The organism is Qipengyuania rhodophyticola (assembly GCF_042493225.1).
Lineage (GTDB): Bacteria > Pseudomonadota > Alphaproteobacteria > Sphingomonadales > Sphingomonadaceae > Erythrobacter.
The window spans coordinates 812,403-835,186 of record NZ_CP170454.1 but is presented as its reverse complement, the minus strand read 5'-3'; the positions used below and the strand labels follow the sequence as shown (position 1 = coordinate 835,186).

Here is a 22,784-nt window from a genome sequence, read left to right as displayed (position 1 = left end):
ATAGAGGCGCGGCCGTCAGAGCATCAGCCGGCGGTGATCCGTAACGGTAGCGTCTTTAGCCCGCCCACGAATGTTGACTTTGACCGAGCTGGCTCGCCTGCCAATTCGGCACCCTCCAGCCGGTCAAGCAAAGCATCAAACAGCACTTTGATCTGCAGCCGAGCAAGATGCAGCCCGAGGCATTGATGCGCGCCTGCCCCAAAGGCCATATGCCGATTGGGGCTACGGCTCGCGTCAAAATCGCGCGGATTGTCAAATTGAGATGGGTCGTGATTGGCCGCAACGTAATTGAGCATCATCCAATCACCTGCCTTCACCTGCTGCCCGCCAAGCTCAACGTCTTCCGCTGCCGTTCGCATAAAATGCTGGACCGCAGTGGTCCAACGGATCGCTTCCTCGACGAGCCCCGGCAAAAGCGAGCGATCCGCTTTCACTTTGGCGAATTGCTCTCGATCGCGCGCCAGCGCCAGCATTGCACCCGACATGGTTGCCGATGTCGTGTCGTGCCCAGCCGCAGCCATGATTATGTAATAGCCTGCCATATCGCGGTCGGGCAGCGGCTCGCCGTCAACTTTCGCATTGGCGATCACGCTGGCCACATCGTCAGTCGGATTTGCCCGCCGCGCAGCAGCGATCCCGGCAAAATACTCCTCAAAGCTCTTTACCGCTCCGGCGACCAGCTCAACCACTTGTTCAGCCGTCATGTTCTCCATACCCGAGCCTGAGAGATCAGCGTCCTGTCCGCCAAACATTTGTTGCGTCAGCATCAACATGCGCGGCTCGTCTTCCTCAGGGATGCCAAGGATTTGCATGATAACGTGAAGTGGCATGGGCGCTGCAACCAGCTTCACAAAATCGACCTCCGGTCCCGCCTCGATCATGGCGTCAATCCGGCGATTCGCGAGCGTGCGAATCTCACTCTCAATTTTCTCCAGATTGCGCGGCATGAACCAGTCTTGCGTCAGCTTGCGATATTTGGGGTGTATCGGCGCATCGAACACAACCAGCGAATCCACCAGCATGTTCGATCCGGTTGCTTGCCGCGAAAACTCGGTCGCTGCCCGCGTCGCAAAAACAACAGGCTTGGGATTGTTTAGGAAGGTCTTGTTATCCTTGCTAATCCGCATCACGTCATCATAGCGCGTTATCAGCCAGAACGGCTCAAAGGAGTCATCCTCAGCGACAATGCGTGCGACCGGAGCCTCTTCCCGCAGGCGATCAAAAGTGTCGAGCAGCGGCTCCCAGGCAGCATAGCTTTCTGGTGCAATAACCGAGCGTGCAATGTCAATCGGCAGTGTAAGCGGCTGTGATGTCATAACTATGCCTCCGCCTTGGCCGCGAACTCATCGCGCAATTCGCGCTTATACAGCTTGCCATTCGCCTCGCGCGGCAAATCGGGGCGGAAGTCGAACAGTTTGGGCATTTTTATCCGCGCGAGATCGGAGGCGAGGAAGTCGCGCAGCTCTTGCTCCAACGCATCCCCAGCATCGCCCATATCCACCGGCTGCACCACGGCGACAACCTTCTCGCCTAGATCTGGGCATGGCGCACCAATTACGCCTGCGTCCATTACCTTGTCATGGGTCACCAGCAGGTTTTCGATCTCTTGCGGATAGATATTCACCCCGCCTGAAATGATCATGTGGCTCTTGCGGTCAGTCAGAAACAGGAAGCCTTCCTCATTGACATGGCCAATATCGCCCAGCGTCATCCAGCCATTGGGATGCATCGCCTCTTTCGTCTTGGCCGGGTCATTGTGATAGGTCGGCAGCAGATCATTCTCATAGAAGATCAGCCCATCCTCGCCTGCGGGGAGTTCCTCGCCCTCCGGCCCGCAGACATGCAATTGTCCATAGATCGCCTTGCCGACAGTGCCGGGATATTGCAGCCACTCTGGGGATTTCACCATGGTCATGCCGATCCCTTCGGACCCGGCATAATACTCATTCACAATGGGGCCCCACCACTCGATCATTTCCTGCTTTATCGGAACAGGGCATGGCGCGGCGGCGTGAAGTGCGCGCTGGTGACTGGAAAGGTCATAGCGTGTGCGCTCTTCCTCAGGCAGCTTCAGAAAACGCACAAAATGGGTGGGCACCCACTGGCTGTCAGTGACTTTGTACTTCTCGATCGCCTCCAGCGCAGTGTGCGGCTCAAACTTCTCCATCATCACAATCGTCCCGCCCAGGCGGTGCGCGGTCGAGCACCAGCCGATTGGCGCGGCGTGATAAAGCGGCGCGGGCGAGAGATAGACCATTGAACCATCTGCGGGCATGCCAGCACCCATAATCGCAAGACCCATGAGCGGGTTGGCAGCTTGCGGATCGGGGTCTTCGGGCGGGGCAGGACGAATGCCTTTGGGACGGCCGGTTGTGCCTGAGGAATAGAGCATCACCAGACCCGCCTGTTGGTCAGAAATAGGCTCAGTTGGCTGCGCGGCAAGAGCCTCGGCAAAACCCTCCGCTCCATCCTCATCCATCATAAGCACCGGCAAATCGGGGCATGCCTCGCGGATGGCTGGCATCACCTCATCGAAGGCATGCGAGGTGATCAGCAGCTTCGCTTCGGCATCCTTCAAGATGTAGCTAATTTCAGGCGCTGTCAGCCGCGTCGAGATCGGCACCAACATCGTGCCAGCGCGCTGCGAGCCCCAGATCAGCGTGAAAAACTCGATTCTGTTTTCGAGTAGCACCGCGAAGGCATCATCGGGCCGGAACCCATGCGCGCGCAGCAATTGCGCGAACCGATTGGCCTCAGCATCCATCTCGCCAAAAGTGATGGTCTCGCCGCTGCCCGCCATAATGACTGCCGGATGGTCGGGGCGCGTCTGCGCGTGCTGAATAGGGTGCATGTCTCTCTCCAGATCTCGCTGTTTTGTTTGACCTCTTTAGCGGGCCATCTAGTTGCGAGACGAAACCTAGCTTTCCATGCGGCGCGGGCAAGACAATTCGTGCAGTAGACCGGCGGAAAGGAACCGCGCATACGAAAACGGCGACGGATCGCTCCATCGCCGAAATCTCAATTCAATTTTTAGCTTTCGGGCTGAAGCGGCCTTACTCAGGGCCGCCGCCGATACCAGCGCCCATCGCCTTCTGATAGGCCATTGTCCCATCAGCCCCATTCATAAATTGAATTGGGTTCACATCTTGACCGTCTACACGGACTTCATAGTGAAGGTGCGGGCCAGTTGAGCGGCCAGTCGAGCCAACATAGCCTATTACATCGCCCTTTTTCACATGCTCGCCAGCATTGACTGCCAGTTTCGACATGTGGGCATAGCGTGTTTCCAAGGCACCGCCGTGATCGATCTTAACGTAGAGGCCATAGCTCGAGAACCAGTCTGCCCGGCCAACCACGCCATCAGCTGTGGCATAAACCGGCGTGCCGGTCGGTGCCGCCAGATCAACGCCTCTATGGCGTGCGCGGCGTTTGAGGATCGGGTGAGTGCGCATCCCATAACCACTCGTCAGGCGCATTGCGTCAAGCGGTGAGCGTGATGGAATCGCCACGCTAGTCGTGGTCGGCTTGCCTTCGTCGAGCGATTCCCAGCTTGCGAAAAGCTGTTTGAACTGGCGATCATGCGCTGCACCTGTCAGCGGATCACCCACGACCGGAACTTTTGAAATTGGCGCAAGCGCACTCTCTTCAACCTCGATCGGAGAGCCATCTTCAGCTTGCGCCGGGGCCGCTGCCACAAGCATGGTTGCAAAAGCCGCGCACAGAGCGCCAGCTTTCGACTTGCCAATGGTTGAATACATAGGTGTGACCCGATCTCTTTTTTGACGCCTTGCAAGCGCTTGATGTTTGTTTTGATCGACACACCCCCCGAGGATATTCCGACCTCACAATCCTGTGCATAACGACGAGGACCGTGCGTTAACCTTTGTTATCGGTGCAAAAGTTTACGAAGCAATACCAAGATAGAAATCGCGCGGTAGACCGGCGGCTGAACGCGCTGAGTCGTTAAATGGCCCTTTGAGACGCCCGGAAAAGTGCGTTTTTACGAGATTTTGCCACAGAATCGCGGACTCCAAACCCTTAACAGTGGAAATCCGCTCAAAATGCTTGGCGCCAAATCCGACATGGCGAATTTCATCGTCAAGGATTCGCTGAAGTATTTTTGCACCGTTCTCATCGCCCTGCGCCCGCACACGGTTGAGCGTGGCCGGAGTGACGTCAAGACCACGCGCCTCCAGGACCATTGGGACAATCGCCAGACGCGCGGCGGCATCATGCGCGGTATCTTCCGCCGCTTGCCACAAGCCATCATGCGCGGGCAGAGCTGTGTAATAAGAGCCAAGCGTCGCCAGCTTGCGGTCAAGCAAGGCAAAGTGCATCGCCTCATCTGCGGCCACTGAGAGGAAATCATCGATGAACTCGCGCGCGGCATCCGCGCCCAGATCCACCTCTATCTGCGCCGCAAACCGCCCGACAATATCAAGCGCCAGATCAATCGCGACAAATTCAATATGCGCCAGCGCATGCCACAATGCGATGCGCCCTTTTTCAGACGTACCCTTGCTGCGTTTGGGCATTTGCCCCGGCGTAGAAACCACCAGAGCTTCAGGCCAAGCTGGACGCGGCGGCATCTCGGGCCAGCTATCTTTCAGGCAATCAGCGGATAGCCGCCCTTGCCGCCAATCACGCACCAGCTTGCGGGTCGCAAAGACTTTGCCCTTTGCATCCCCGGTAAGCAATGCTGCGCGAATAGCCGCTCCCAAAGAACCCTGCACTGCGCTCATAGAGCTTGCGCAGCCTCCAGCACCTGCGCGGCGTGCTCTTTGACTTTCACCTTGTTCCAAACGCGGGCGATCTTGCCATCAGTGCCGACCAGATAAGTCGTGCGAACCATGCCCATATAGGTTTTGCCGTACATTTGTTTCTCGGTCCAAATGCCCAGCGCATCGGACAGGCCGCCTTCCTCCGCATCCGTCGCGAGCGGCGTGGTGAGATCGTGCTTGGCAATAAAATTCTGGTGCTTTTTGGCCGAATCCTTGCTGACCCCGAGCAGCGCCGTACCCGCCTTGTCGAACTCGGGCTTGAGCGCTGTAAAATCCTTCGCTTCAGTCGTGCAGCCCGGCGTATTGTCCTTGGGATAGAAGAACAGCACCAGCTTCTGGCCCTTGAAATCGCTTGGTTTGACCGTGCCGCCATCGGGCGTTCCCATTGCAATATCGGGGACCAGATCGCCTTCGCCAGGAAATTCACTCATCACTTATACCTTCCAATTTCTGTCCAAAAACGCGGCCCCAATGATCGGCAATGCAGCCCCGTGCATCCTCTAATACGCGCAAAAGCGCCGGAAGGTCCGGCTGACCGGCCAATTGCGCCAAAACGTCCGCAGCAGCAGGCGAAGGCTCGGCCAATTCCGGCGCGAGCAGCCGCGTACCCACCAATATCCGCGTCAGCGTGTCATGCGCCTCACCAAGCTCTTTATCGACCAGCCCCAAACCCGCAAGCTGAGCAATCGCATCTGCCAAATTTGGGGCAAGTGCCGCCCCTTCACTCAGCTGCAAAGTGTGCACCAAAAACTCTAAATCGACCAATCCGCCGCGCAGCAATTTCGCATCCAGCGGGCCTTTCGGGCGTTTATGCTGCGCCATTTCACCGCGCATTTCGAGGGCATTGACCTTGAGCGCCTCAGGATCACGGGGGCTGCGTAAAATGCCCTCGATAGTTTTGTCCAGCTGAGCACGTGCATCAGGCGGCCCGGCCAGAATACGCGCTCGGGTAAGAGCCATATGCTCCCACGTCCAAGCGCCCTCTTTCTGATATTTTTCAAACGCCCGAAGACCTACCGCCAGCGGCCCTTGCGCGCCTTGCGGTCGCAGCCGGGTATCCACTTCATACAGCGCGCCCTCAGCAGTGGGTACACTCAGCGCCGCGCTTACTCTTTGGGCCAAGCGGTTGAAGTACAACGTCTGGCTCAGCGGGCGCTCGCCATCTGAGTCCTCTCGGTCGCCATCGCTGTGAAGGAAAATGAGATCGAGGTCGGAGGCATGAGTTAAAGCCCCGCCGCCCAGCCTGCCTAAGCCCAAAACGAGCAGATCAGCGCCGGGAATACGGCCATGTTTCACGGCAAATTCCGCGCTCGCCTCGGCCACAGCAACGCCAATCGCAGCCTCTGCAACGCGCGAAAGCCCAGCTGCGATATCAAGCGGATCATGCGCCGCCTCGATCAGTTGGACGCCCAGCGCAAATCGCTTTTCGCTGGTGATGATCCGAATGCGGTCAAGCCGTCGCTCATAATCGGGCGCATGGTTACGCCGGATCTCGCGTTCAATGCGGGCCACATCGCTGGGTAAATCAAACGCGCTGTGATCAATGAGAATGTCGAGCAATTCGGGCCGTCGCGCGATTTCCTCCACGAGAGGCGGAGCCACTGCGAGGCATTTCATCAGCAAATCGAACAGCGCCGGGCGTGCCTCCAGCAGGCGGAAGAAATTGATCGCAGTAGGCATCCGCGCGAGCAGCGTTTCCCAGCGCGACAAGGCCATTTCCGGATCGTCGCTAGCAGCAAACGCTTCGAGCAAGAGTGGCTGAATGGCATCAAAGGCAGAGAGTGCAGCGGGGCTTTTGAGCGCCCGATACCGTCCATCAGTCCAGCCCATCACGCGCTCAGCCAAAGCATCGGGCGGTGTCTCTTCCAGCTCCTCAGCGAGGGCAGCAAGCGGTTCCTCGCTGGCTGCGCCAGCCTCCCCAGCGCCCTCATCTAGCTCATCAATCAGCACGCCGTAGAGTTTGCTGACCGGCTTGCAGATGGCGGTCAGCTCGCTCACCAGCGCCGCCCCATCCGCCAATCCGTCAAGCTGGGCGACCCCATCAAGCGCAGCATCGCTGGGCAGTTCATGCGTTTGCCGATCCTCGACCATTTGCAACCGGTGCTCGGCGCTGCGCAGCCGGTCATATGCCTCGCCCATAAGCTGCGCATCGGAATCGCAAATGATCTGGTGCGCGGCCAAGGCATCAAGCGCGGCCCGCGTCCCCCGCAATCGCAAAGCAGGATTGCGCCCACCATGGATCAGCTGGTGCGTTTGCGCGAAAAACTCAATCTCGCGAATGCCGCCGCGCCCTTGCTTCACATTGAAGCCGGGACCGACTGATCGCCGCCCGGAATAGCGCGCCCGCACCCGTGCAGATAGGCTACGAATCTCCTCAATCGCGCCAAAATCGAGACTGCGGCGCCATACAAAGGGGCGGATTGTTTCCAGAAAGGCCCTTCCTGCCGCAATGTCGCCCGCCGCCGCCCGCGCGCGAATAAACGCCGCACGCTCCCAAGTGACCGCAAGGCTTTCATAATGGGTCGTCGCCCCGCCAAGCGAGATCGCCAGCGGGCTTACCTCAGAGGCTGGACGCAGCCGCAAATCGACGCGGAAAACGTAGCCCTCAGCGGTATTGTCGGACAGCAGCCGGACAATTTCGCGCGCATAACGCTGGGCCGCCTCGCCGGGCTCATCGCGAGGGCGGCGCGGCAAAGTCTCAGGGTCATACAGCAGGATCGGGTCAATATCAGAGCTGTAGTTGAGCTCGCCTGCACCATGCTTGCCCAGCGCCAGCGCGATAAAACCAGCGGGCTGCGCATCGGGCACGCGCCGCGCGATGGCCGCGTTGATGGCCCGCTCCAGCGCGCGGTCAGCAAAGCTGCTCAGCTCGCTCATCACGCGCGCCAAAGGGAAGGCACCCGCCAAATCGCCAATCGCCAGCACTAGCGCAATGCCGAGCCGTTCTCGCCGCAACGCAACGCCAGTGTCGGCGATACCTTCACCCGATGCTTTGGCTGCGGTGAGCGCCGCCTCTCCCTCGCCGCTTTCCAGCAATTCCGCCAGATCCGCGCGCCGATCAAGCGCTTGGGCCAGGAAGGGCGCATGACTGCGCGCACGCCCAATCGCGTCCTTCCAGTCACAGTCTGGCCCATCGCGTATCATAGACTGTTCAGTGCCGTCCCTCGTCACCATACGCAAGCGGTTGATCGATGGGTGACTTGCCTGTCAACGCAGCCTCTGCAACAACAGAAGTCCATCACCCCAATGTTCTGAGAGAAATCCATGAAATTTGCTGCTCGCTTTCACCGAATGACCGCGTGTCTTGCCGGTGCAATTGCCCTGTCCGCATGCTCGCTGATGGAAGACAGCGACACTGCTGCGCTCGACATCCCTGAGAGTGCCGCTGGCGAGATCAATCAGGCAACCATGGTTGATATCACGCGCGAACTATCACTCGACGAATTTCAAGGCCGCATGCCCGGCACGATTGGCGAGGAAAAGACAGTCGCCCTGCTGACTGAGCGGTTTGAAGCGGCGGGTCTTCAGCCCGGCAATGATGGATCATGGGTTCAGAATGTCCCGCTCGTTGAAATCACGGGCAAGGATTTCGCTCCGCTGACGATTGCGGGCGGTGAAACAGAAATCGCGCTCAATTATGGCCCTGACTGGGTTGGCGTAACCTACCGCGAAGATGCTGAGACTTCGTTGGAAGCCAGCGAATTGGTGTTCGTCGGCTATGGCATTAACGCGCCGGAGCGCGATTGGAACGATTACGAAGGCATCGACATGACGGGCAAAACCGCCGTCATTCTGGTCAACGATCCTGATTTTGGAACAGAGAGTCTCGAAGGCCCGTTCGGCGGCAAGGCAATGACTTATTATGGCCGTTGGACTTACAAATATGAGGAAGCCGCAAAGCAAGGCGCAGCAGGCGCGATCATCGTTCACGACACGGCGCCAGCATCCTACGGCTGGAACGTGGTGGAGAGTAGCTGGTCCGGCCCGCAAGCCTATGCGCAGCGCGGCGAAAACGCGCCGCCGCTGACCATTATGAATGGCTGGGTGCAAAAGGAAGCGGCTGAGCAAATCTTTGCTGCGTCAGGCAAGGATCTTGCTGAATTGTCCGCACTGGCCAAGACCGACGGGTTTGAGGCAGTGCCTCTCGGCCTCACTGCCTCAACCAGCTTTGCGAACGATATTCGTACGTTCGAATCGCAAAATGTGATCGGTATTCTGCCCGGCGCAGAGCGGCCTGACGAATATGTCATTCACACCGCGCATTGGGACCATTTGGGCATTTGTACGGCTGCGCCTGATGGCGACAATATCTGCAATGGCGCGGTTGATAACGCGACAGGTACAGCGGCTCTAGTCGCGCTGGCAGAGGCCCATGCCAAGGCTGGCGCTCCTGCGCGCAGTCTCGTTTTCCTCGCCGTAACGGCGGAAGAATCGGGCCTGCTGGGTGCACATTATTACGCGCAAAACCCGGTCTTCCCGCTCGCGCAGACCGTTGGCGGGATCAATATGGATGCCTTCCTCATCGCTGGGGAAAGCAAGGATGTGACCGTGGTCGGCCCCGGCAAATCTCAACTTGATGCCTTCCTTGAAGCCGCGTTGGAATTGGACGGTCGGGTATCGACACCTAACCCGAACCCTGAGGCGGGCTATTACTACCGCTCCGACCACTTCGCCTTTGCCAAGCGCGGCGTGCCCATGCTCTATGTTGATGGCGGCGAAGACCTCATCGAAGGCGGACGCGAAGCAGGTGCTGCGGTCGCGGCGGATTACCGCGAGAACAAATATCACGGGCCAAAAGACGAGTTCGACGAGAATTGGGATTGGTCAGGCGTGATGGGCGATTTGCAGCTCTTCTATCGTCTGGGACGGATGCTTGCGACAAGCACCAGCTGGCCGAACTGGAACGAGGGCGATGAGTTCCGCGGGACGCGCGACGAGGATTGCGAAGCCGCCGGCGCTGGCTGCGGCGCTTAATTCAGTCACCTTGCGAACCGATCCATGACTTTTCTGATGCCGCCCGAATGGGCGCCGCAAGACTGGCTATGGATTGGCTTTCCTCACGATGAGAGCGAGTGGGGCCGCGCCTTTGCGCGCGCTCAAGAGCAGATCGCAGCCTTCGCCAATACGGTAGCGGAAAGTGGGCAAGAGGTACGCCTGCTGGTGCGCGATGAGACTAATGCAGCGCGTGCGCGGGAACTGATCAGTGCATCAGTACAGTTGGAAGCCCGAGTCTATGGCGATGTCTGGCTGCGCGACACGGGCCCGCTGATTGTTTGCTCAGAGGATGGCGTTCGCGAGGCTCGGCGCTTTGGCTTTAACGGCTGGGGCGGCAAATATCTGATGGCGGGCGATGAGTGCATTGGCGCGGAGCTGGCGCGCGATGCGGGTCTGCCTTTGAGTACCTCGGACTGGATCTTGGAGGGCGGCGCGATTGATGGCGATGGCACCGGCCTGTGCGTCACAACCGAGCAATGCTTGCTCAGCCCCAATCGCAACTCGAGCATGTCTCGCGCGGATATTGACGCAGCGCTCGCCAAAGATCTCGGCTTCGATCGTGTGTTGTGGCTGGGCGAGGGCCTCATCAACGACCACACCGATGGTCATGTCGACAATCTCGCGCGGTTTGTTGCGTCGAATACGCTCGCTTTGTCGGTCGCAACAGGGCCCGATGACCCCAATGCGCATATCTATGCCGATGCGCGCCGCCGCGCCGAGGCCTTTGGCGTGATTGTACGCGATGTTCCTTCACCGGGACGAATAGAGCGAAACGGCCAAATCGAACCCGCGAGCTACGCCAATTTCGCGATCACGACGCATCTGGTGGTCGTGCCGACGTTCGGCTCGCCCCATGACAAGGACGGAGTAGCAGCGATTGCGGAGCTATTCCCGGATCGTGAAACCATCGGCCTGCCCGCAGATGCCGTGCTGGCGGGCGGCGGCGGTTTCCATTGCGCGAGCCAGCAAATGCCGAGCATTTGTAAAGCATGGTAAGATGGCGAGTTTCGCGCGTGCAAAAAGGTTAATCTTTACCTTTCGTTAGGGTTCTTGGCCGAAAACCCTCGTATGGCTAAAGCAATCGCCCTCACCTCGGCCCACATGGCTCGCACGCAGCTCGCACATCCTGCTGAGATTCTGCGCGCAGCAATCGTGTGTGTATGCGGCGTCGCATTGGTGATGGCTGGGCCCGTTCTGCCGCTTTAAGATTGGCGCATTAAGCCGGCGCTCTTACCGGAAAACTTGGGCTTTCGCCCTTGGCAAAGCACATAATTGCGCGTCCACCGCGTAACTAATCGCGCCACGCGCACGAATGGCATCAGTAAACCTGCCATAGAAAGCGCGCGTTATGTCTTATCTTCCCCCCATCATTCCTGCGACAATTCTGGGAACACTAGCGACCGTTGGCGTATTCCTCACATTTGGGGCGCCAAGCACTGCCCTAATGGCCGGGCCGATTGTGGTCGAAACGCCCGAAACCCCGGTGGCGATTGAGCTTTTCACCAGTCAGGGCTGCTCATCATGCCCACCCGCAGATCGGGTGGCGGCAAAACTCGCCAAGGAAGACAACCTTGTCGTTATCTCACGACCCGTAACCTATTGGGACCGGCTTGGCTGGAAAGACACGCTCGCCCGTGAAGAGAACACCACATTACAGCGCGACTATGCCTTCCAAGGCCTTTCCGGCCGCAATGGCGTTTACACCCCACAAGTCGTCGTTGACGGACAGCGGGGCACCGTTGGCTCTAACGAAGCGATTGTTCGCCAATATATCAAACAGTCGGCCAAAGCACCCGCCGCCCTCGCGCTGCGCCCACAAGATGACGGCTCAGTAATCATCGGCGTCGCTGGTGACACATCCAAGACAGCGCACCTGACTTTGGTTGCACTCGATAGCCATGTGTCGGTCAAAATTGGCCGCGGCGAAAATGGCGGCCGCACCGTCAATTACACCAATGTAGTCGTCGATGAGACACGCCTTGGCGAATGGAATGGCGGCAAAGCGTCCTTCACAATTACACCTAACCAGTTGAGCCACATTGGGGCCGACCGCTACGCACTCCTCCTGCGTAGCAAAAACGCCGGTCCCATCCTCGCTGCGCGCTATGTGGTGCGCGGCGAGGAGAATGGCGCGAGTTAGTTATCTGGGATTCCCTAGCCGCCCACTCCCTCCACCCTTCCACCCGGAGTTTACTCAGGCATGCTCCGGGTGGAAGGGTGGAGGGAGTGGGCGGCTAGGATCGAAATCACCTAAAGCAGCCTAAGCAGCGCTGCGACGGCTGCGCCTGCCAGAACCAGCCCAACGAAAATTCGCCAGGCAGTGTCACTGATTTGGCCCGAGGCACCGTGCCCTATCTTGTTTCCAATCAGCACTGCCGGAAACAGCGCGGCGGCGAGCAAAGCTAATTCCAAGCGGACCAGGCCCAGCACAATCGCTGAGGCAATTCCGGCCAAGCCAGCGACTGTGAAAACCAACATCATCGAGGTTTTGGCCGTCTCGCGCGGGAGATTGCGGCCGACATAATATGGCACAACGGGCGGCCCCGGCATGCCCGCATAGCCCGTCATAAGCCCACTGATGAGCCCGACAACGCCCGTCGCGGCACGTCCGGGTGCGCTCTGATTCTTGCGCGGGATCAGGATTGCGACAAAGGCAGACAAAGCGATCATGGCTATCACAAAGCGCGCGATATCAGGCGAGGTTACCGCCAACGCATAGAGCCCAAGCGGGGTAAACAGCAGAACCAGCAGCGAGAGCGACCATGCGGTTTTTTCCGCGCCTGTCACCAGCCGCTTGATCTCAACCAGCCCGATAAACAGGGAGAGGAAGTTCGCGACAATCACCGATTCAACCGGCGGCAGAGCAAGCGCCAATATCGGCACCAGCAAGATCGCCATGCCAAAGCCAGTAAGGCCCCGTACAAAGGCGGAGCCAAGCGTCGCGGCGAGTGCCGCGCCGAGCTGCCAGACGCTGTAGCCTGACAGAAGACCGAGGGCATATTCCATTAGCGTCAGGCCGCTGCGCTATCCTCAGTGCCGCGCAAATCAGGCGGCGTTGCCTCGGCGCTGACCTGAGCCAGAGCGTCCTCCAGCGAGAGCACTTGCTGCTGCTTCTCGCCAAGCGTGCGCATCGCGACGGTGCCCTCCTCCGCCTCGCGCATGCCGACAACCATCATATGCGGGACTTTGGCAAGGCTGTGCTCGCGCACCTTGTAATTGATCTTCTCATTGCGGAAATCAGTCTCGACCCGAATGCCAGCAGCGGCGAGTTTGTCGGCCACTTTCTGCCCATACTCATCCGCATCCGAGGTGATCGTTGCGACCACCACTTGGGTTGGCGCAAGCCATACCGGCAGACGGCCCGCAAAGTGCTCAATCAAAATGCCGATAAAGCGCTCATAGGAGCCGAAAATCGCGCGGTGGAGCATCACAGGACGGTGGCGTCCGCCATCCTCGCCCACATATGTCGCATCGAGCCGGTCGGGCAGTACGCGGTCACCCTGAACCGTGCCGACTTGCCAGGTCCGGCCAATCGCGTCGGTCAAATGCCATTCGAGCTTTGGTGCATAAAATGCGCCTTCGCCCGGCAATTCCTCCCAGCCATACTCGTCATTCGCCATGCCCGCCTCAGCGACGGCATCGCGGAGTTCCTGTTCTGCCTTGTCCCAGTCGGCCTCACTGCCGAACCGCTTTTCCGGGCGCAGGGCGAGCTTGACGTGATAGTCAAAACCGAAGTCCTTATAGACGCTGTCGGCGAGCTTGCAGAAGGCGCGAACTTCCTCGACCACCTGGGCCTCAGTGCAGAAAATATGCGCATCATCCTGAGTGAACTGACGCACCCGCATCAGCCCGTGGAGCGCGCCATGCGGTTCGTTGCGGTGGCAACAGCCCATTTCGCCGAGACGGATCGGCAGGTCTTTGTAAGAGGTAATGCCTTGCTTGAAGACCAGCACGTGAGCAGGGCAATTCATCGGCTTGATCGCCATCCACCGCGCATCATCGGCGACGGCGGGCGCGGCAGAAACCGCATCGCCGCCCTCGTCCACTTCAGGCACAATGTCCGGCACGGCAAACATGTTTTCAGCATATTTGCCCCAGTGCCCGGATTGCTCCCATTGGCGCACATCCATTACTTGCGGCGTCTTGATTTCTTGATAGCCAGCGGCGTCCATCTTTCGGCGCATATAGGCCTCCAGCTCGCGCCAGATCATATAGCCTTTGGGGTGCCAGAAGACGCTGCCATGGGCCTCTTCCTGCAAGTGGAACAAGTCCATTTCCTTGCCCAGCTTGCGGTGATCGCGCTTGGCCGCTTCCTCCAGATTATGCAGGTGCTGCTTAAGCTGTTTCTTGTTGAGCCAGCCGGTGCCGTAAATCCGCGTCAGCTGAGGGTTGCGCTGGTCACCGCGCCAATAGGCGCCTGCGACACGCATCAATTTGAAGGCGTCCGGGTCGAGCTTGCCCGTGGAGGCAAGGTGCGGTCCGCGGCACATATCAAGCCATGCGCCCTCGCTGCCGGGTTCGCCCGACCAATAGACGGTCAGCTCCTCATTTTCGGGCAATTCCTGCGCCCATTCGGCCTTAAAGACTTCGCCATCAGCTTCCCATTTTGCGATGAGATCCGCACGCGACCATACCTCACGGACCAGCGGCTTATCCGCCCGAATAATCTCGCGCATTTTCTCTTCAATTGCAGGGAGATCATCGGCGCTGAACGGGGGGCGACTGTCGGGCGCTTTGACGTCGTAATAAAAGCCATCGTCAGTCGCCGGACCGAAAGTGATTTGCGTGCCGGGATACAGCGCCTGAACCGCTTCAGCGAGCACATGCGCAAAGTCATGCCGCGCCAGCTCCAGTGCGTCGGCTTCATCGCGCGCAGTGATCAGCGCGAGCTCAGCATCACCGTCAAAAGGCCGGCCAATATCGCGCACCTCTCCGTCCACACGCGCGGCAATGGCTGCTTTCGCAAGGCCGGGGCCAATCGCGGCAGCGACATCATATGGCGTGCTGCCCGGCTCCATCTCGCGCACCGAGCCATCGGGCAGGCTAATCTTGAGTAATTCCGTCATGGGTATCTCTTGTCATCTCGTTTGACACGCCCATGGCACAGCCAATCGCGCGCTTGAAGTGCGATGTGAAGATTAGTTTCCGATTTCAGGAGGACATCGCGCCACCCGAAACCGGATGACACTTGGTGGTGAGCTTAGCCCGCTACCAAACGCCCCCGGTCGCCCGAGGTGGTGGTAGTGGTCGTTACACGGTTAGCCTTTGCCATGCGGAGGCACATAAGCGAGATTGGTTAAAGCTTCAAGAAAGGGTGAGCTTGTGACTTCCTGCTTCGCTTGCGATACGCTGTGTTCCCGAAAGCGCAGTGCCGCGCGCTCGCACCCCATCAAGGAAACGATATTCGCTTGTTGCGCGGCTTGGCGTTAGCTCCACCACCATATAGCCGCGCTTTGTCGTGTTCGCCCAGCTAAGCTGTGCGTTTTCCTGAACCAAAGCGCCGGAAACAAGCCGTTCATCCACCCCGCCCAAGAAGTTCTCAAAACCCGGCGAGGTCACAGATTGCCCGCCAAATTCAACGCCTACAGCTGCGCCCTCATGCGCGAGTTCAAACGCCCAGGCGTTATGCGTGTCCCCAGCAAGCGAAATGAGGTTTGCATTGGCATTCAACGCCGCCTCAAACACGCGGCCCCTCGCCGCCGGGTATCCATCCCACGCATCCATATTAAGCGGCAGCCCCGCACGGCTCGCCATCGCGCCCGCAACCACGCGCTGACGCACGAAATCTGGCACGTTCTCCGGCAGCGCATCAGCGAAGGAAACGGGCGTTGCGACACGGCCCATGAGCACTTGCTGCGCGAGCACTTGCCACGTTTTTCCGGCACCGCGAGAGGCCTTCATGCCGCTGGCAAGCCATTCCTCTTGGGCGGTGCCCAGCATATGGCGCGCTGGGTCGAGATATGCGCCGTCACGAAAGTCAGTGAGCGAAGCCAGCGCCGTTTCGGGCGATTGTGACCCGCGCAGAAGTTCCGCAAAACTCGCCGGCTTGCCGCGCGATGTCAGCCGGGTCTCGAGCCGGTATATCGTTGCCAGATCGCCAATCTCATAAGCCTCCCACGGATTGTCGGAAACCGGCATCCATTCACGGTAAGCCCGCATGGCCGCGCGCTTGCGCACGTCCCAATCACCTTCTGTCTCTGGCTGATGATTCTGCGCGCCGGTCGCATAACTATCATTGGTGCTTTCGTGGTCATCCCAGCCCGAAATCATCGGATACATCTGATGCAGTCGCTGAAGATCGCGGTCGCGGCGATAGGTCGCAAAACGCAGCCGGTAATCGGCAAGGCTGACCGTCTCACTCGCTGGGTCTAGGCCCAACCGCTCGGTCAAAGCCTGATCAACGCTGGGATAAGTGCCCGGCGCATATTCGTAGAAATAGTCGCCCGCGTGATAGACCAGATCAACATCATTTGCCTCTGCTAAATGGGCATAGGCATTGAACCAGCCGAACCCAATGTTCGAGCAGGAGAATACCGCCATGCGGAATTGCTCTGTCGGTCCCTCGGGCAAAGTGCGGGTGCGGCCGATATCAGAAGCCGAGCCGTCGGGGGCGATGAAACGGTAATAATACCAGCGGCCAGGCTCCAGATCGTCCGCCACGCTTTTTGCGCACCAATCGCTATTGGGATGAGCTGTGGCGGAGCCTTCCGACACGACCGCACTAAAGTCGGGATTTTCGCTCACTGTCCATTCGATAGTGGTGCTCTGATCCGCCGCAAACCGGGTCCAGAGCAATACCGAGCTCTGCGACGGCTCTCCGCTTGCGATGCCATGCGTAAAGCCTTGCCCGCCCATTTGCGCCGCCAGTGGGCTCGCTGCGAGACTGGCGCCGAGACCGAGGCCCAGACCGCCGCTTTTCAACAACGTGCGCCGATCCAGCGCTGGCAATGGGGCAGATTGGGGCGGCTCGGCAATGGACATGAAGCGTTCTCCTCTTCTCACCTTTCTGCATGGCTCAGATGAAGCTGCGGTGACAAGGACTTCAATTGAAAGAGAGTATGAAAGACAAGCACTCGCTCCCTTTTGGAAAGTTTGCTTGACATTAGATCGAATCAATGACAAGTACCCTTTCCATAGTTGAAAGGGAGTTTGACATATGTCTATCCAATCGAAGGCCCTTATCTGGGCATCCATCATCATCGCGGCAGCTTTTGTCGCCAATGGGCAGGGGCTGAGCGATAGCGCATCATTTGGCATCATCATGGGCCTGACAGGTGCCGCTTATGGTTCGCTTTACACGCGCGGCTCCTGTCAGGGAGCATGCGCAAAATGAACAAGTGCACCAGCGGAGCCACGCGGCGCTACATCATCCGCGTCGCCAGCCTCATGGCGCTTTACCTCATCTTGCTCGTAGCAACGAAATGGATCTTTCAAACTTTCAAGCCAGACGGTCCAGCCGCCTGGGCACTAGCTGTGTTACCAGCGCTCCCCCTGATCGGCGTTTTCTGGGCGGTCATGCGACTTCTCGTCGAGGAAACCGACGAGTACATCCGCATGCTTATCGTGCGCCAGTGTCTGTTTGCGACAGGCTTCTGCCTGACCATAATGACAATCTGGCAGTGGCTGCAGAATTTTGACATCCTCCCGCCCGGCAATGGCGGATTTGGCGCGGCATTCTTCTGGTTTATCGGGCTGGGCTTTGGCGGGCTCTACAATCGGATCACTATGGGCGATTGGGGTAACCCCTGGTGAAGAACCGCCTCAAAGTTCTCCGCGCGGAACGCGATTGGAGCCAGCAGGATCTCGCCGATCAGCTGGGCGTCTCGCGCCAAAGCGTCAATGCGATTGAAAAGGGGCGCTATAACCCGTCCTTGCCGCTGGCTTTCAAGATCGCCGATGTATTCGCATTGGCAATCGAAGAGATCTTCGAGCGCGACCAATAATCTCCCGTCAACTTCGCCAAGTTACTTGACTTGTGCGCAGGCGGCACGAACAGTCCACCTCGTGAGTGTTTTGACGGGGATCGGGTCAGTTTAATGGAAGAGAGTAACGGCCAAGCAGACAGCGCTTTTGCTTTTGAGGGTACGTGGCAGGAATTTGCCCCGATTGCCTTTACCAATCTGCTTTTGACGATTGTCACTCTGGGCATTTACCGGTTTTGGGCCACCACGCGCGAGCGGCAATATCTGTGGTCGCGCAGCCGCTTTGTCGATGAAAACCTCGAATGGGCCGGCACGGGTAAAGAGCTGTTCTTTGGCTTCTTGATCGTGGCGGTGGTCTTGCTGCTGCCGTTCTCGATCATCACCTTGATCACCCAAGGCGCAATCTTCCGCGGGTACGAGGGGTTGGCCGCGCTGATCACGCTCACAATGTTCATCGTGATCTTCTATTTCACCGGCGTCGCCCGCTATCGGGCCTTGCGGTACCGGCTGTCGCGCACGCGCTGGCGCGGAATTCGAGGTGGTAGCGATGACCAGGGCTTCACCTTCGGCCTTTCCTATATGTGGAAGAATATGGCCGGATATTTCACCGCTGGCCTTCTCACACCATGGGCCATGGTCAGCCTGTGGAATGAACGCTGGAGCAAAATGAGCTTTGGCCCGCATAAGTTTGAAGCTTACGCAGAGAGCGGCGAAGTGCTGCTGCGCTTTCTTCTTTTCTATCTCGCGCCGTTCCTCATCTTCGTCGCAGGCGGCATTGCCGCATTGCTGGGTGCTGGCGCTGGCTACGGCTTGGGCGGCGAAGAGGGCGCAATGGCGGGCGGCATGTTCGGCATATTTATCGGGCTGCTGGTTTTCTATCTGCTTATAGGCCTCATCGCTGTCGCGTTTTACTCCAAGTTCTACGAGGTAGTTGTCGGCGGCACGCAGTGGAAAGACCTGCATTTTGAATTTACCGCATCAACCAAAGACTGGCTGATATTGTTCTTGGGTGACTTCGCGCTGGTGATTTTCACATTGGGTGTAGGGTATATCTTCCTCTCCTATCGTCATTGGAAATTCTTCATGACGCATATGGAGGCAGGCGGCGAGATTGTGCTCGATGAGCTCACCCAGTCGCAAACGTCCGACTCGCAAACCGGCGAGGGCTTGCTTGATGCCTTTGATGTCGGTGCGATCTAGCGTAAGCACTCAGCCCTTATGAGCGACACTTCATTCGAAACCTCGGCCGTCTGGTATGACGGGCAGACGGCTGTGCGGCATGAGGGCACAGCTCATTGGGACCCGGCGGGGTTGCTGGTGCTTTCCGAGCCCGGCCAGCCAGTAAGTCAGGTTCCGCTGGACGATCTGCGTTTTGCCGAAAGCCTGCGCGATGAGCTGGTCTATACCCGCGAAACCCTGCCCGATTTTCGCCTGCGTTTGCCTAACGATATGCCGCCGGGTCTAGCTCGGCATCTGCCAGAAAAGGCAAAGTACGGCCGCTGGGTTGACCGGATCGGCCTAGGCCCGGCGGCGGCCGCCTTTACGGTTGTCAGCGTCGCGGCGGTGGCGCTGTTTATGACCGCTCCGAGCTGGCTTGGACCGCGCATTCCGCCAAGCTGGGAGCGGCAAATTGGCGAAGCAATGATTGGCGATTTCGGTAACCGCTTGTGCTCGACGCCTGCGGGCGATGCAGCGCTTGCCAAAATGCTGGATGCGGTTGATCCGGCTGAAGAACAAGTGCGCGCAGGGGTCGCCAATATCGATATGGTCAATGCTGTGGCCCTGCCTGGCGCACAGGTTTTGCTGTTCGATGGTTTGATCCAGCAGGCGGAAAGCCCCGCAGAATTGGCAGGCGTGCTGGCGCATGAAGTGGGCCATGTTCGCGAGCGCCATGTGATGACCGCAATGCTGCGCCAATTTGGCATGTCGATCTTGCTTTCAGGCGCGAACACTGGCCTGGGTGACACATTGTTCGGACTGGCCAGTCTGGGCTATTCGCGCGAGGCAGAACGCGAAGCCGATACCTTTGCCCGCGCACGGATGGAAGAAAGCGACATCTCCCCGCTTGGCGCAGCGGCATTCTTTGAGCGCATTTCGGGCGAAGCGGGCGGTGATGATGCCGGAGATACGAGCCGCGAAGAAAACGCGGTAAGCGGATGGATGGCCAGCCACCCGGCGCCCGGTGAACGCGCGCTGGCGTTCCGCGAGGCAGCCGAAGAGGGCAAAACCTACCCGCCGGTCCTCACAGAGGATGAGTTCGAAGCGCTTAAGACCATGTGCGCCGAAGACCCCGATGTTGAGGAATTTGAGTTCTTCTGATCGCTTGATTTCTGGAAGCGAGCGGTTGAATACGCTTGGATGAGTGACGCCCCGCAGTTTTTCGATATGCCGCCTTCATCAGAGGGCGATGCCAAACGTATCGCATATCGCATGCACCAAGGTGGCGGCCCGACGCTGGTCTTTCTGCCCGGTTATATGTCCGACATGGCGGGCGGCAAAGCGACTGCTCTGTTTGAGTGGGCGCGCGCAAATGGGCGAGCCTGCCTATTGCTGGACTATTCAGGCTGCGGGCAAAGCGATGGCGATTTTGCCGATGGCTCCCTGTCGCGCTGGCGCAATGAGGTTTGCGCGCTGATCGAAGCAAAAGTGAGCGGGCCCGTGGTCGTAATAGGCTCCTCCATGGGCGGGTGGCTCATGCTGCTGGTGGGCGAGGCGCTTGGCGATCAGCTTGCAGGAATGATCGGCATTGCTGCTGCGCCAGACTTTACGCTTTGGGGCTATGATGAGACGCAGCGCGCGCAGCTGGCTCGCGGTGAGACAGTATTCGAAGACAATCCCTATGGCCCCGAGCCAACGCCAACCTATGCGCGCTTTTTCAAAGATGCTGAGGCGCAGCTGAAACTGGATCGGGCGATTGATATCACCTGCCCGGTACATTTGCTTCATGGCCAGCAAGACGAGGATGTCCCATGGGATATAAGTCTCAAGCTTGCCAAGGCCCTGCGTTCGGAGAGCGTACAGGTGACCCTTGTAAAAGACGGCGATCATCGCTTGTCGCGCGAGGAAGACATTGCTCTCCTGATGCGTGCCGTCGCCAATTTGCCTACGGACTAGATCGTTCATGTCACTGACCTTCGCCTTTCTCCTGTTTGCCCAAGTAGGGCCCAACCCCGCGCTGGGCGCGCCGCCCAGTGTGCCCGAGGAGCTACTCGAACAGCGTCGGCGCAATGCCGAGCGTCAGCAGGAAGCAGACGAGACGCAGCGTTCCCGCCTTGCCGAATGCCTCTCCCTGGTCGCCGAAAGCGAGAGACGCGGAACCGAATTTGCGCGCAATTGGCGCGAGACTGCGGGCGCAGATGATGCAGCGCAAGCCACCCATTGTCTTGGCTTTTCGCATATCCGCGCGGGCCGCTTTGGCGAAGCGCAAGCAAGTTTTGCGACTGCCTTGGGCGAGGCCCGCGAGGATAATCCGGCATACCGCGCAAGGCTGGGCGGTATGGCGGGCAATGCCGCATTGGTAAGCGGAGATGGGGCAAGCGCTGAGCGATATTTCGCTGGCGCTGTTGAAGATGCGCAGCGCGCCGCCGATGCGGGTCTAACAGCAGGCCTCTCAGTAGATCACGCGCGCGCGCTGGTGGCGCTGCGTCGCCCCGATGAGGCGGCAACCGCCCTTAACACAGCCCGGACGCTCGACCCGTCCAACACCCGCGCTTGGCTCTTGTCAGCCACGCTTGCACGGCGACTCGATCGACTCGTCGAAGCGCAGGAGCACATTGCTTACGCCGCGGAGCTTAGCCCTGATGATCCGGCAATTGCGCTCGAAGCTGGCGTGATCGCCGCACTTTCTGGCCGCATGCAGGATGCACGCCGCAATTTTGAAACCGTGCTTAGCCTCGCCCCTGATGGCAACGAGGCACCACGCGCACGCTCATATCTGGAACAGCTAGCGCCGCCCGTCGCCAGCAGCGGAGAAGAGGGCGCGCAATGACTCAGTTTTCCGTCCTTGATCTTGTCCCGGTGCGCGAGGGCGGCACCCTGGAAGAAGCCTTTGACGCTGCGCGCGATTTAGCCATCGCCGCCGAACAGGCAGGCTGCGCGCGGTATTGGGTGGCAGAGCATCACACGATGGAGGGAATCGCTGGCGGCGCGACTTCGGTGGTCCTCGCGCATATCGGCAATGCCACCAGCACTATTCGCATTGGATCAGGCGGCATCATGCTGCCCAATCACACGCCGTTTCAGATTGCTGAGCAATTCGGCACGCTCGCCGCGCTCTTTCCCGGGCGCGTTGATTTGGGGCTAGGCCGCGCACCGGGCGCAGGGCCTGAGCTACAACGCGCTCTGCGTAAGGATTTGCACCGCGCGGCTGAAATGTTTCCGCAGGATGTGGCTGAGCTGCGCACGCTGATCACCGGCGACATTGACCTGCCCATCAAAGCGACACCCGGCCACGGCGCTGACCTTGAAATGTGGATGCTCGGCTCTAGCTTGTTCGGCGCTCAGCTGGCGGCGAAGCTGGGCCTACCTTATGCGTTCGCAAGTCATTTTGCGCCGGATCATCTGGACGGCGCGCTAGAGCTCTATCGCCGCGAGTTTCAGCCGTCCGCAGCCCTCTCAAAACCCCATGTCATGGCCGCGATGAATCTGTTCATCGGCGGTAGCGAAGAAGAGGCCGAATATCTCGCAAGCTCGCAATTGCAGGCCTTCATCCGGCTGCGCACAGGCATGCCCGGCAAGCTGCCTGCGCCAATCGAGAACTACCGCGCATCCTTGCCAACGCCCGATCGTGCCATGCTCGAGCATATCAGTCAGGCCAGCGCTATCGGCACTGCCGAGCAGGCCGCGCAAAGCGTGCGCGCTTTTATCGAGCGAACCGGCGCGGACGAGATCATTTTTGGCGGATCAACTTTTGATCCGTCAGGCCGCAGTCGCTCAATCAAAGCCCTAATGGCCCAGATGACTCGGCAGGCCGAGCAAGAAGCCGAGCCAGCCGCTATGCATTAGTACCTTTAGGTGAAAACATCCGGCTGCTCTTTAGGCACATGAAACCCCATACGTTTTAGGCATGAGAAGAGGCCATTCACAG

General features: G+C 59.0%; 21 protein-coding genes. 12 read left to right on the top strand and 9 right to left on the bottom strand.

Annotated elements, in window-relative coordinates; all coding sequences use genetic code 11:
- Window positions 1-23: 23 nt before the first annotated feature.
- From ACFCXQ_RS03955 to glnE, 6 genes are all read right to left on the bottom strand, one after another.
- The gene (locus tag ACFCXQ_RS03955; RefSeq protein ID WP_379553293.1) at window positions 24-1,316 is read right to left on the bottom strand and encodes a cytochrome P450; all 1,293 of its coding nucleotides are present in this window, start codon (window positions 1,314-1,316) and stop codon (window positions 24-26) included.
- 2 nt (window positions 1,317-1,318) lie between these two features.
- Window positions 1,319-2,851, bottom strand: coding sequence for an acyl-CoA synthetase (locus ACFCXQ_RS03950; RefSeq protein WP_379553291.1), 1,533 nt, complete (start codon window positions 2,849-2,851; stop codon window positions 1,319-1,321).
- A gap of 202 nt (window positions 2,852-3,053) precedes the next feature.
- Entirely contained in the window at window positions 3,054-3,758 is a 705-nt protein-coding gene (locus ACFCXQ_RS03945) for a M23 family metallopeptidase (protein ID WP_379553289.1), read from the bottom strand.
- A gap of 144 nt (window positions 3,759-3,902) precedes the next feature.
- Window positions 3,903-4,742, bottom strand: a complete 840-nt coding sequence (locus ACFCXQ_RS03940) for a ferritin-like domain-containing protein (RefSeq protein WP_379553287.1) — start codon at window positions 4,740-4,742, stop codon at window positions 3,903-3,905.
- Window positions 4,739-5,212: a peroxiredoxin gene (locus tag ACFCXQ_RS03935; RefSeq protein WP_379553285.1), complete on the bottom strand. Its 474-nt coding sequence runs from the start codon at window positions 5,210-5,212 to the stop codon at window positions 4,739-4,741. Before ACFCXQ_RS03935 ends, ACFCXQ_RS03940 begins: the two co-directional genes overlap by 4 nt.
- Entirely contained in the window at window positions 5,205-7,925 is a 2,721-nt protein-coding gene (gene glnE, locus ACFCXQ_RS03930) for a bifunctional [glutamate--ammonia ligase]-adenylyl-L-tyrosine phosphorylase/[glutamate--ammonia-ligase] adenylyltransferase (RefSeq protein ID WP_379553283.1), read from the bottom strand. The genes ACFCXQ_RS03935 and glnE overlap by 8 nt, the downstream gene beginning before the upstream one ends.
- A 120-nt stretch (window positions 7,926-8,045) precedes the next feature.
- On the opposite strand from glnE, the gene ACFCXQ_RS03925 reads away from it, so the two are divergent.
- The 4 genes from ACFCXQ_RS03925 (at window position 8,046) to ACFCXQ_RS03910 (ending at window position 11,916) form a co-directional block, all read left to right on the top strand.
- Window positions 8,046-9,755 carry a M28 family metallopeptidase gene (locus tag ACFCXQ_RS03925; RefSeq protein ID WP_379553281.1) on the top strand — a complete coding sequence of 570 codons (1,710 nt, stop codon included), beginning with the start codon at window positions 8,046-8,048 and terminating at the stop codon, window positions 9,753-9,755.
- A gap of 24 nt (window positions 9,756-9,779) precedes the next feature.
- Complete coding sequence (locus ACFCXQ_RS03920; RefSeq protein WP_379553279.1) at window positions 9,780-10,772, top strand: agmatine deiminase family protein; 993 nt, start codon at window positions 9,780-9,782, stop codon at window positions 10,770-10,772.
- A gap of 72 nt (window positions 10,773-10,844) precedes the next feature.
- Entirely contained in the window at window positions 10,845-10,982 is a 138-nt protein-coding gene (locus ACFCXQ_RS03915) for a hypothetical protein (RefSeq protein WP_379553277.1), read from the top strand.
- Window positions 10,983-11,124: 142 nt separating this feature from the next.
- Entirely contained in the window at window positions 11,125-11,916 is a 792-nt protein-coding gene (locus ACFCXQ_RS03910; protein ID WP_379553276.1) for a DUF1223 domain-containing protein, read from the top strand.
- Window positions 11,917-12,026: 110 nt separating this feature from the next.
- On the opposite strand, the gene ACFCXQ_RS03905 is transcribed toward ACFCXQ_RS03910, so the two are convergent.
- From ACFCXQ_RS03905 to ACFCXQ_RS03895, 3 genes are all read right to left on the bottom strand, one after another.
- Complete coding sequence (locus ACFCXQ_RS03905; protein WP_379553274.1) at window positions 12,027-12,782, bottom strand: TSUP family transporter; 756 nt, start codon at window positions 12,780-12,782, stop codon at window positions 12,027-12,029.
- Between the two features lie 5 nt (window positions 12,783-12,787).
- Entirely contained in the window at window positions 12,788-14,842 is a 2,055-nt protein-coding gene (thrS, locus tag ACFCXQ_RS03900; protein ID WP_379553272.1) for a threonine--tRNA ligase, read from the bottom strand.
- Window positions 14,843-15,080: 238 nt separating this feature from the next.
- Window positions 15,081-16,757: an alkaline phosphatase D family protein gene (locus ACFCXQ_RS03895; protein WP_379553270.1), complete on the bottom strand. Its 1,677-nt coding sequence runs from the start codon at window positions 16,755-16,757 to the stop codon at window positions 15,081-15,083.
- 175 nt (window positions 16,758-16,932) lie between these two features.
- On the opposite strand from ACFCXQ_RS03895, the gene ACFCXQ_RS03890 reads away from it, so the two are divergent.
- The 8 genes from ACFCXQ_RS03890 to ACFCXQ_RS03855 all read left to right on the top strand — a co-directional run bounded on the left by ACFCXQ_RS03890 (window position 16,933) and on the right by ACFCXQ_RS03855 (window position 22,702).
- Complete coding sequence (locus tag ACFCXQ_RS03890) at window positions 16,933-17,109, top strand: hypothetical protein (RefSeq protein ID WP_379553268.1); 177 nt, start codon at window positions 16,933-16,935, stop codon at window positions 17,107-17,109.
- Entirely contained in the window at window positions 17,106-17,528 is a 423-nt protein-coding gene (locus tag ACFCXQ_RS03885; RefSeq protein WP_379553266.1) for a hypothetical protein, read from the top strand. The genes ACFCXQ_RS03890 and ACFCXQ_RS03885 overlap by 4 nt, the downstream gene beginning before the upstream one ends.
- Entirely contained in the window at window positions 17,525-17,719 is a 195-nt protein-coding gene (locus ACFCXQ_RS03880; protein ID WP_379553264.1) for a helix-turn-helix transcriptional regulator, read from the top strand. The genes ACFCXQ_RS03885 and ACFCXQ_RS03880 overlap by 4 nt, the downstream gene beginning before the upstream one ends.
- Before the next feature lie 93 nt (window positions 17,720-17,812).
- Window positions 17,813-18,898 carry a YjgN family protein gene (locus tag ACFCXQ_RS03875; RefSeq protein ID WP_379553262.1) on the top strand — a complete coding sequence of 362 codons (1,086 nt, stop codon included), beginning with the start codon at window positions 17,813-17,815 and terminating at the stop codon, window positions 18,896-18,898.
- Between the two features lie 18 nt (window positions 18,899-18,916).
- The gene (locus ACFCXQ_RS03870) at window positions 18,917-20,017 is read left to right on the top strand and encodes a M48 family metallopeptidase (RefSeq protein WP_379553261.1); all 1,101 of its coding nucleotides are present in this window, start codon (window positions 18,917-18,919) and stop codon (window positions 20,015-20,017) included.
- Window positions 20,018-20,056: 39 nt separating this feature from the next.
- Window positions 20,057-20,812, top strand: coding sequence for an alpha/beta hydrolase (locus ACFCXQ_RS03865; protein ID WP_379553259.1), 756 nt, complete (start codon window positions 20,057-20,059; stop codon window positions 20,810-20,812).
- A gap of 7 nt (window positions 20,813-20,819) precedes the next feature.
- On the top strand, window positions 20,820-21,686 hold the full coding sequence (locus ACFCXQ_RS03860) for a tetratricopeptide repeat protein (RefSeq protein ID WP_379553257.1): 867 nt from the start codon (window positions 20,820-20,822) through the stop codon (window positions 21,684-21,686).
- Complete coding sequence (locus tag ACFCXQ_RS03855; protein WP_379553255.1) at window positions 21,683-22,702, top strand: LLM class flavin-dependent oxidoreductase; 1,020 nt, start codon at window positions 21,683-21,685, stop codon at window positions 22,700-22,702. Before ACFCXQ_RS03860 ends, ACFCXQ_RS03855 begins: the two co-directional genes overlap by 4 nt.
- Window positions 22,703-22,784 lie beyond the last annotated feature (82 nt).

Bases quoted from the DNA above. Each gene is read 5' to 3' on its own strand.
- ACFCXQ_RS03955 (WP_379553293.1), bottom strand. From the start codon at position 1,316: ATGACATCACAGCCGCTTACACTGCCGATTGACATTGCACGCTCGGTT.
- ACFCXQ_RS03950 (WP_379553291.1), bottom strand. From the start codon at position 2,851: ATGCACCCTATTCAGCACGCGCAGACGCGCCCCGACCATCCGGCAGTC.
- ACFCXQ_RS03945 (WP_379553289.1), bottom strand. From the start codon at position 3,758: ATGTATTCAACCATTGGCAAGTCGAAAGCTGGCGCTCTGTGCGCGGCT.
- ACFCXQ_RS03940 (WP_379553287.1), bottom strand. From the start codon at position 4,742: ATGAGCGCAGTGCAGGGTTCTTTGGGAGCGGCTATTCGCGCAGCATTG.
- ACFCXQ_RS03935 (WP_379553285.1), bottom strand. From the start codon at position 5,212: ATGAGTGAATTTCCTGGCGAAGGCGATCTGGTCCCCGATATTGCAATG.
- glnE (WP_379553283.1), bottom strand. From the start codon at position 7,925: ATGATACGCGATGGGCCAGACTGTGACTGGAAGGACGCGATTGGGCGT.
- ACFCXQ_RS03925 (WP_379553281.1), top strand. From the start codon at position 8,046: ATGAAATTTGCTGCTCGCTTTCACCGAATGACCGCGTGTCTTGCCGGT.
- ACFCXQ_RS03920 (WP_379553279.1), top strand. From the start codon at position 9,780: ATGACTTTTCTGATGCCGCCCGAATGGGCGCCGCAAGACTGGCTATGG.
- ACFCXQ_RS03915 (WP_379553277.1), top strand. From the start codon at position 10,845: ATGGCTAAAGCAATCGCCCTCACCTCGGCCCACATGGCTCGCACGCAG.
- ACFCXQ_RS03910 (WP_379553276.1), top strand. From the start codon at position 11,125: ATGTCTTATCTTCCCCCCATCATTCCTGCGACAATTCTGGGAACACTA.
- ACFCXQ_RS03905 (WP_379553274.1), bottom strand. From the start codon at position 12,782: ATGGAATATGCCCTCGGTCTTCTGTCAGGCTACAGCGTCTGGCAGCTC.
- thrS (WP_379553272.1), bottom strand. From the start codon at position 14,842: ATGACGGAATTACTCAAGATTAGCCTGCCCGATGGCTCGGTGCGCGAG.
- ACFCXQ_RS03895 (WP_379553270.1), bottom strand. From the start codon at position 16,757: ATGTCCATTGCCGAGCCGCCCCAATCTGCCCCATTGCCAGCGCTGGAT.
- ACFCXQ_RS03890 (WP_379553268.1), top strand. From the start codon at position 16,933: ATGTCTATCCAATCGAAGGCCCTTATCTGGGCATCCATCATCATCGCG.
- ACFCXQ_RS03885 (WP_379553266.1), top strand. From the start codon at position 17,106: ATGAACAAGTGCACCAGCGGAGCCACGCGGCGCTACATCATCCGCGTC.
- ACFCXQ_RS03875 (WP_379553262.1), top strand. From the start codon at position 17,813: ATGGAAGAGAGTAACGGCCAAGCAGACAGCGCTTTTGCTTTTGAGGGT.
- ACFCXQ_RS03870 (WP_379553261.1), top strand. From the start codon at position 18,917: ATGAGCGACACTTCATTCGAAACCTCGGCCGTCTGGTATGACGGGCAG.
- ACFCXQ_RS03865 (WP_379553259.1), top strand. From the start codon at position 20,057: ATGAGTGACGCCCCGCAGTTTTTCGATATGCCGCCTTCATCAGAGGGC.
- ACFCXQ_RS03860 (WP_379553257.1), top strand. From the start codon at position 20,820: ATGTCACTGACCTTCGCCTTTCTCCTGTTTGCCCAAGTAGGGCCCAAC.
- ACFCXQ_RS03855 (WP_379553255.1), top strand. From the start codon at position 21,683: ATGACTCAGTTTTCCGTCCTTGATCTTGTCCCGGTGCGCGAGGGCGGC.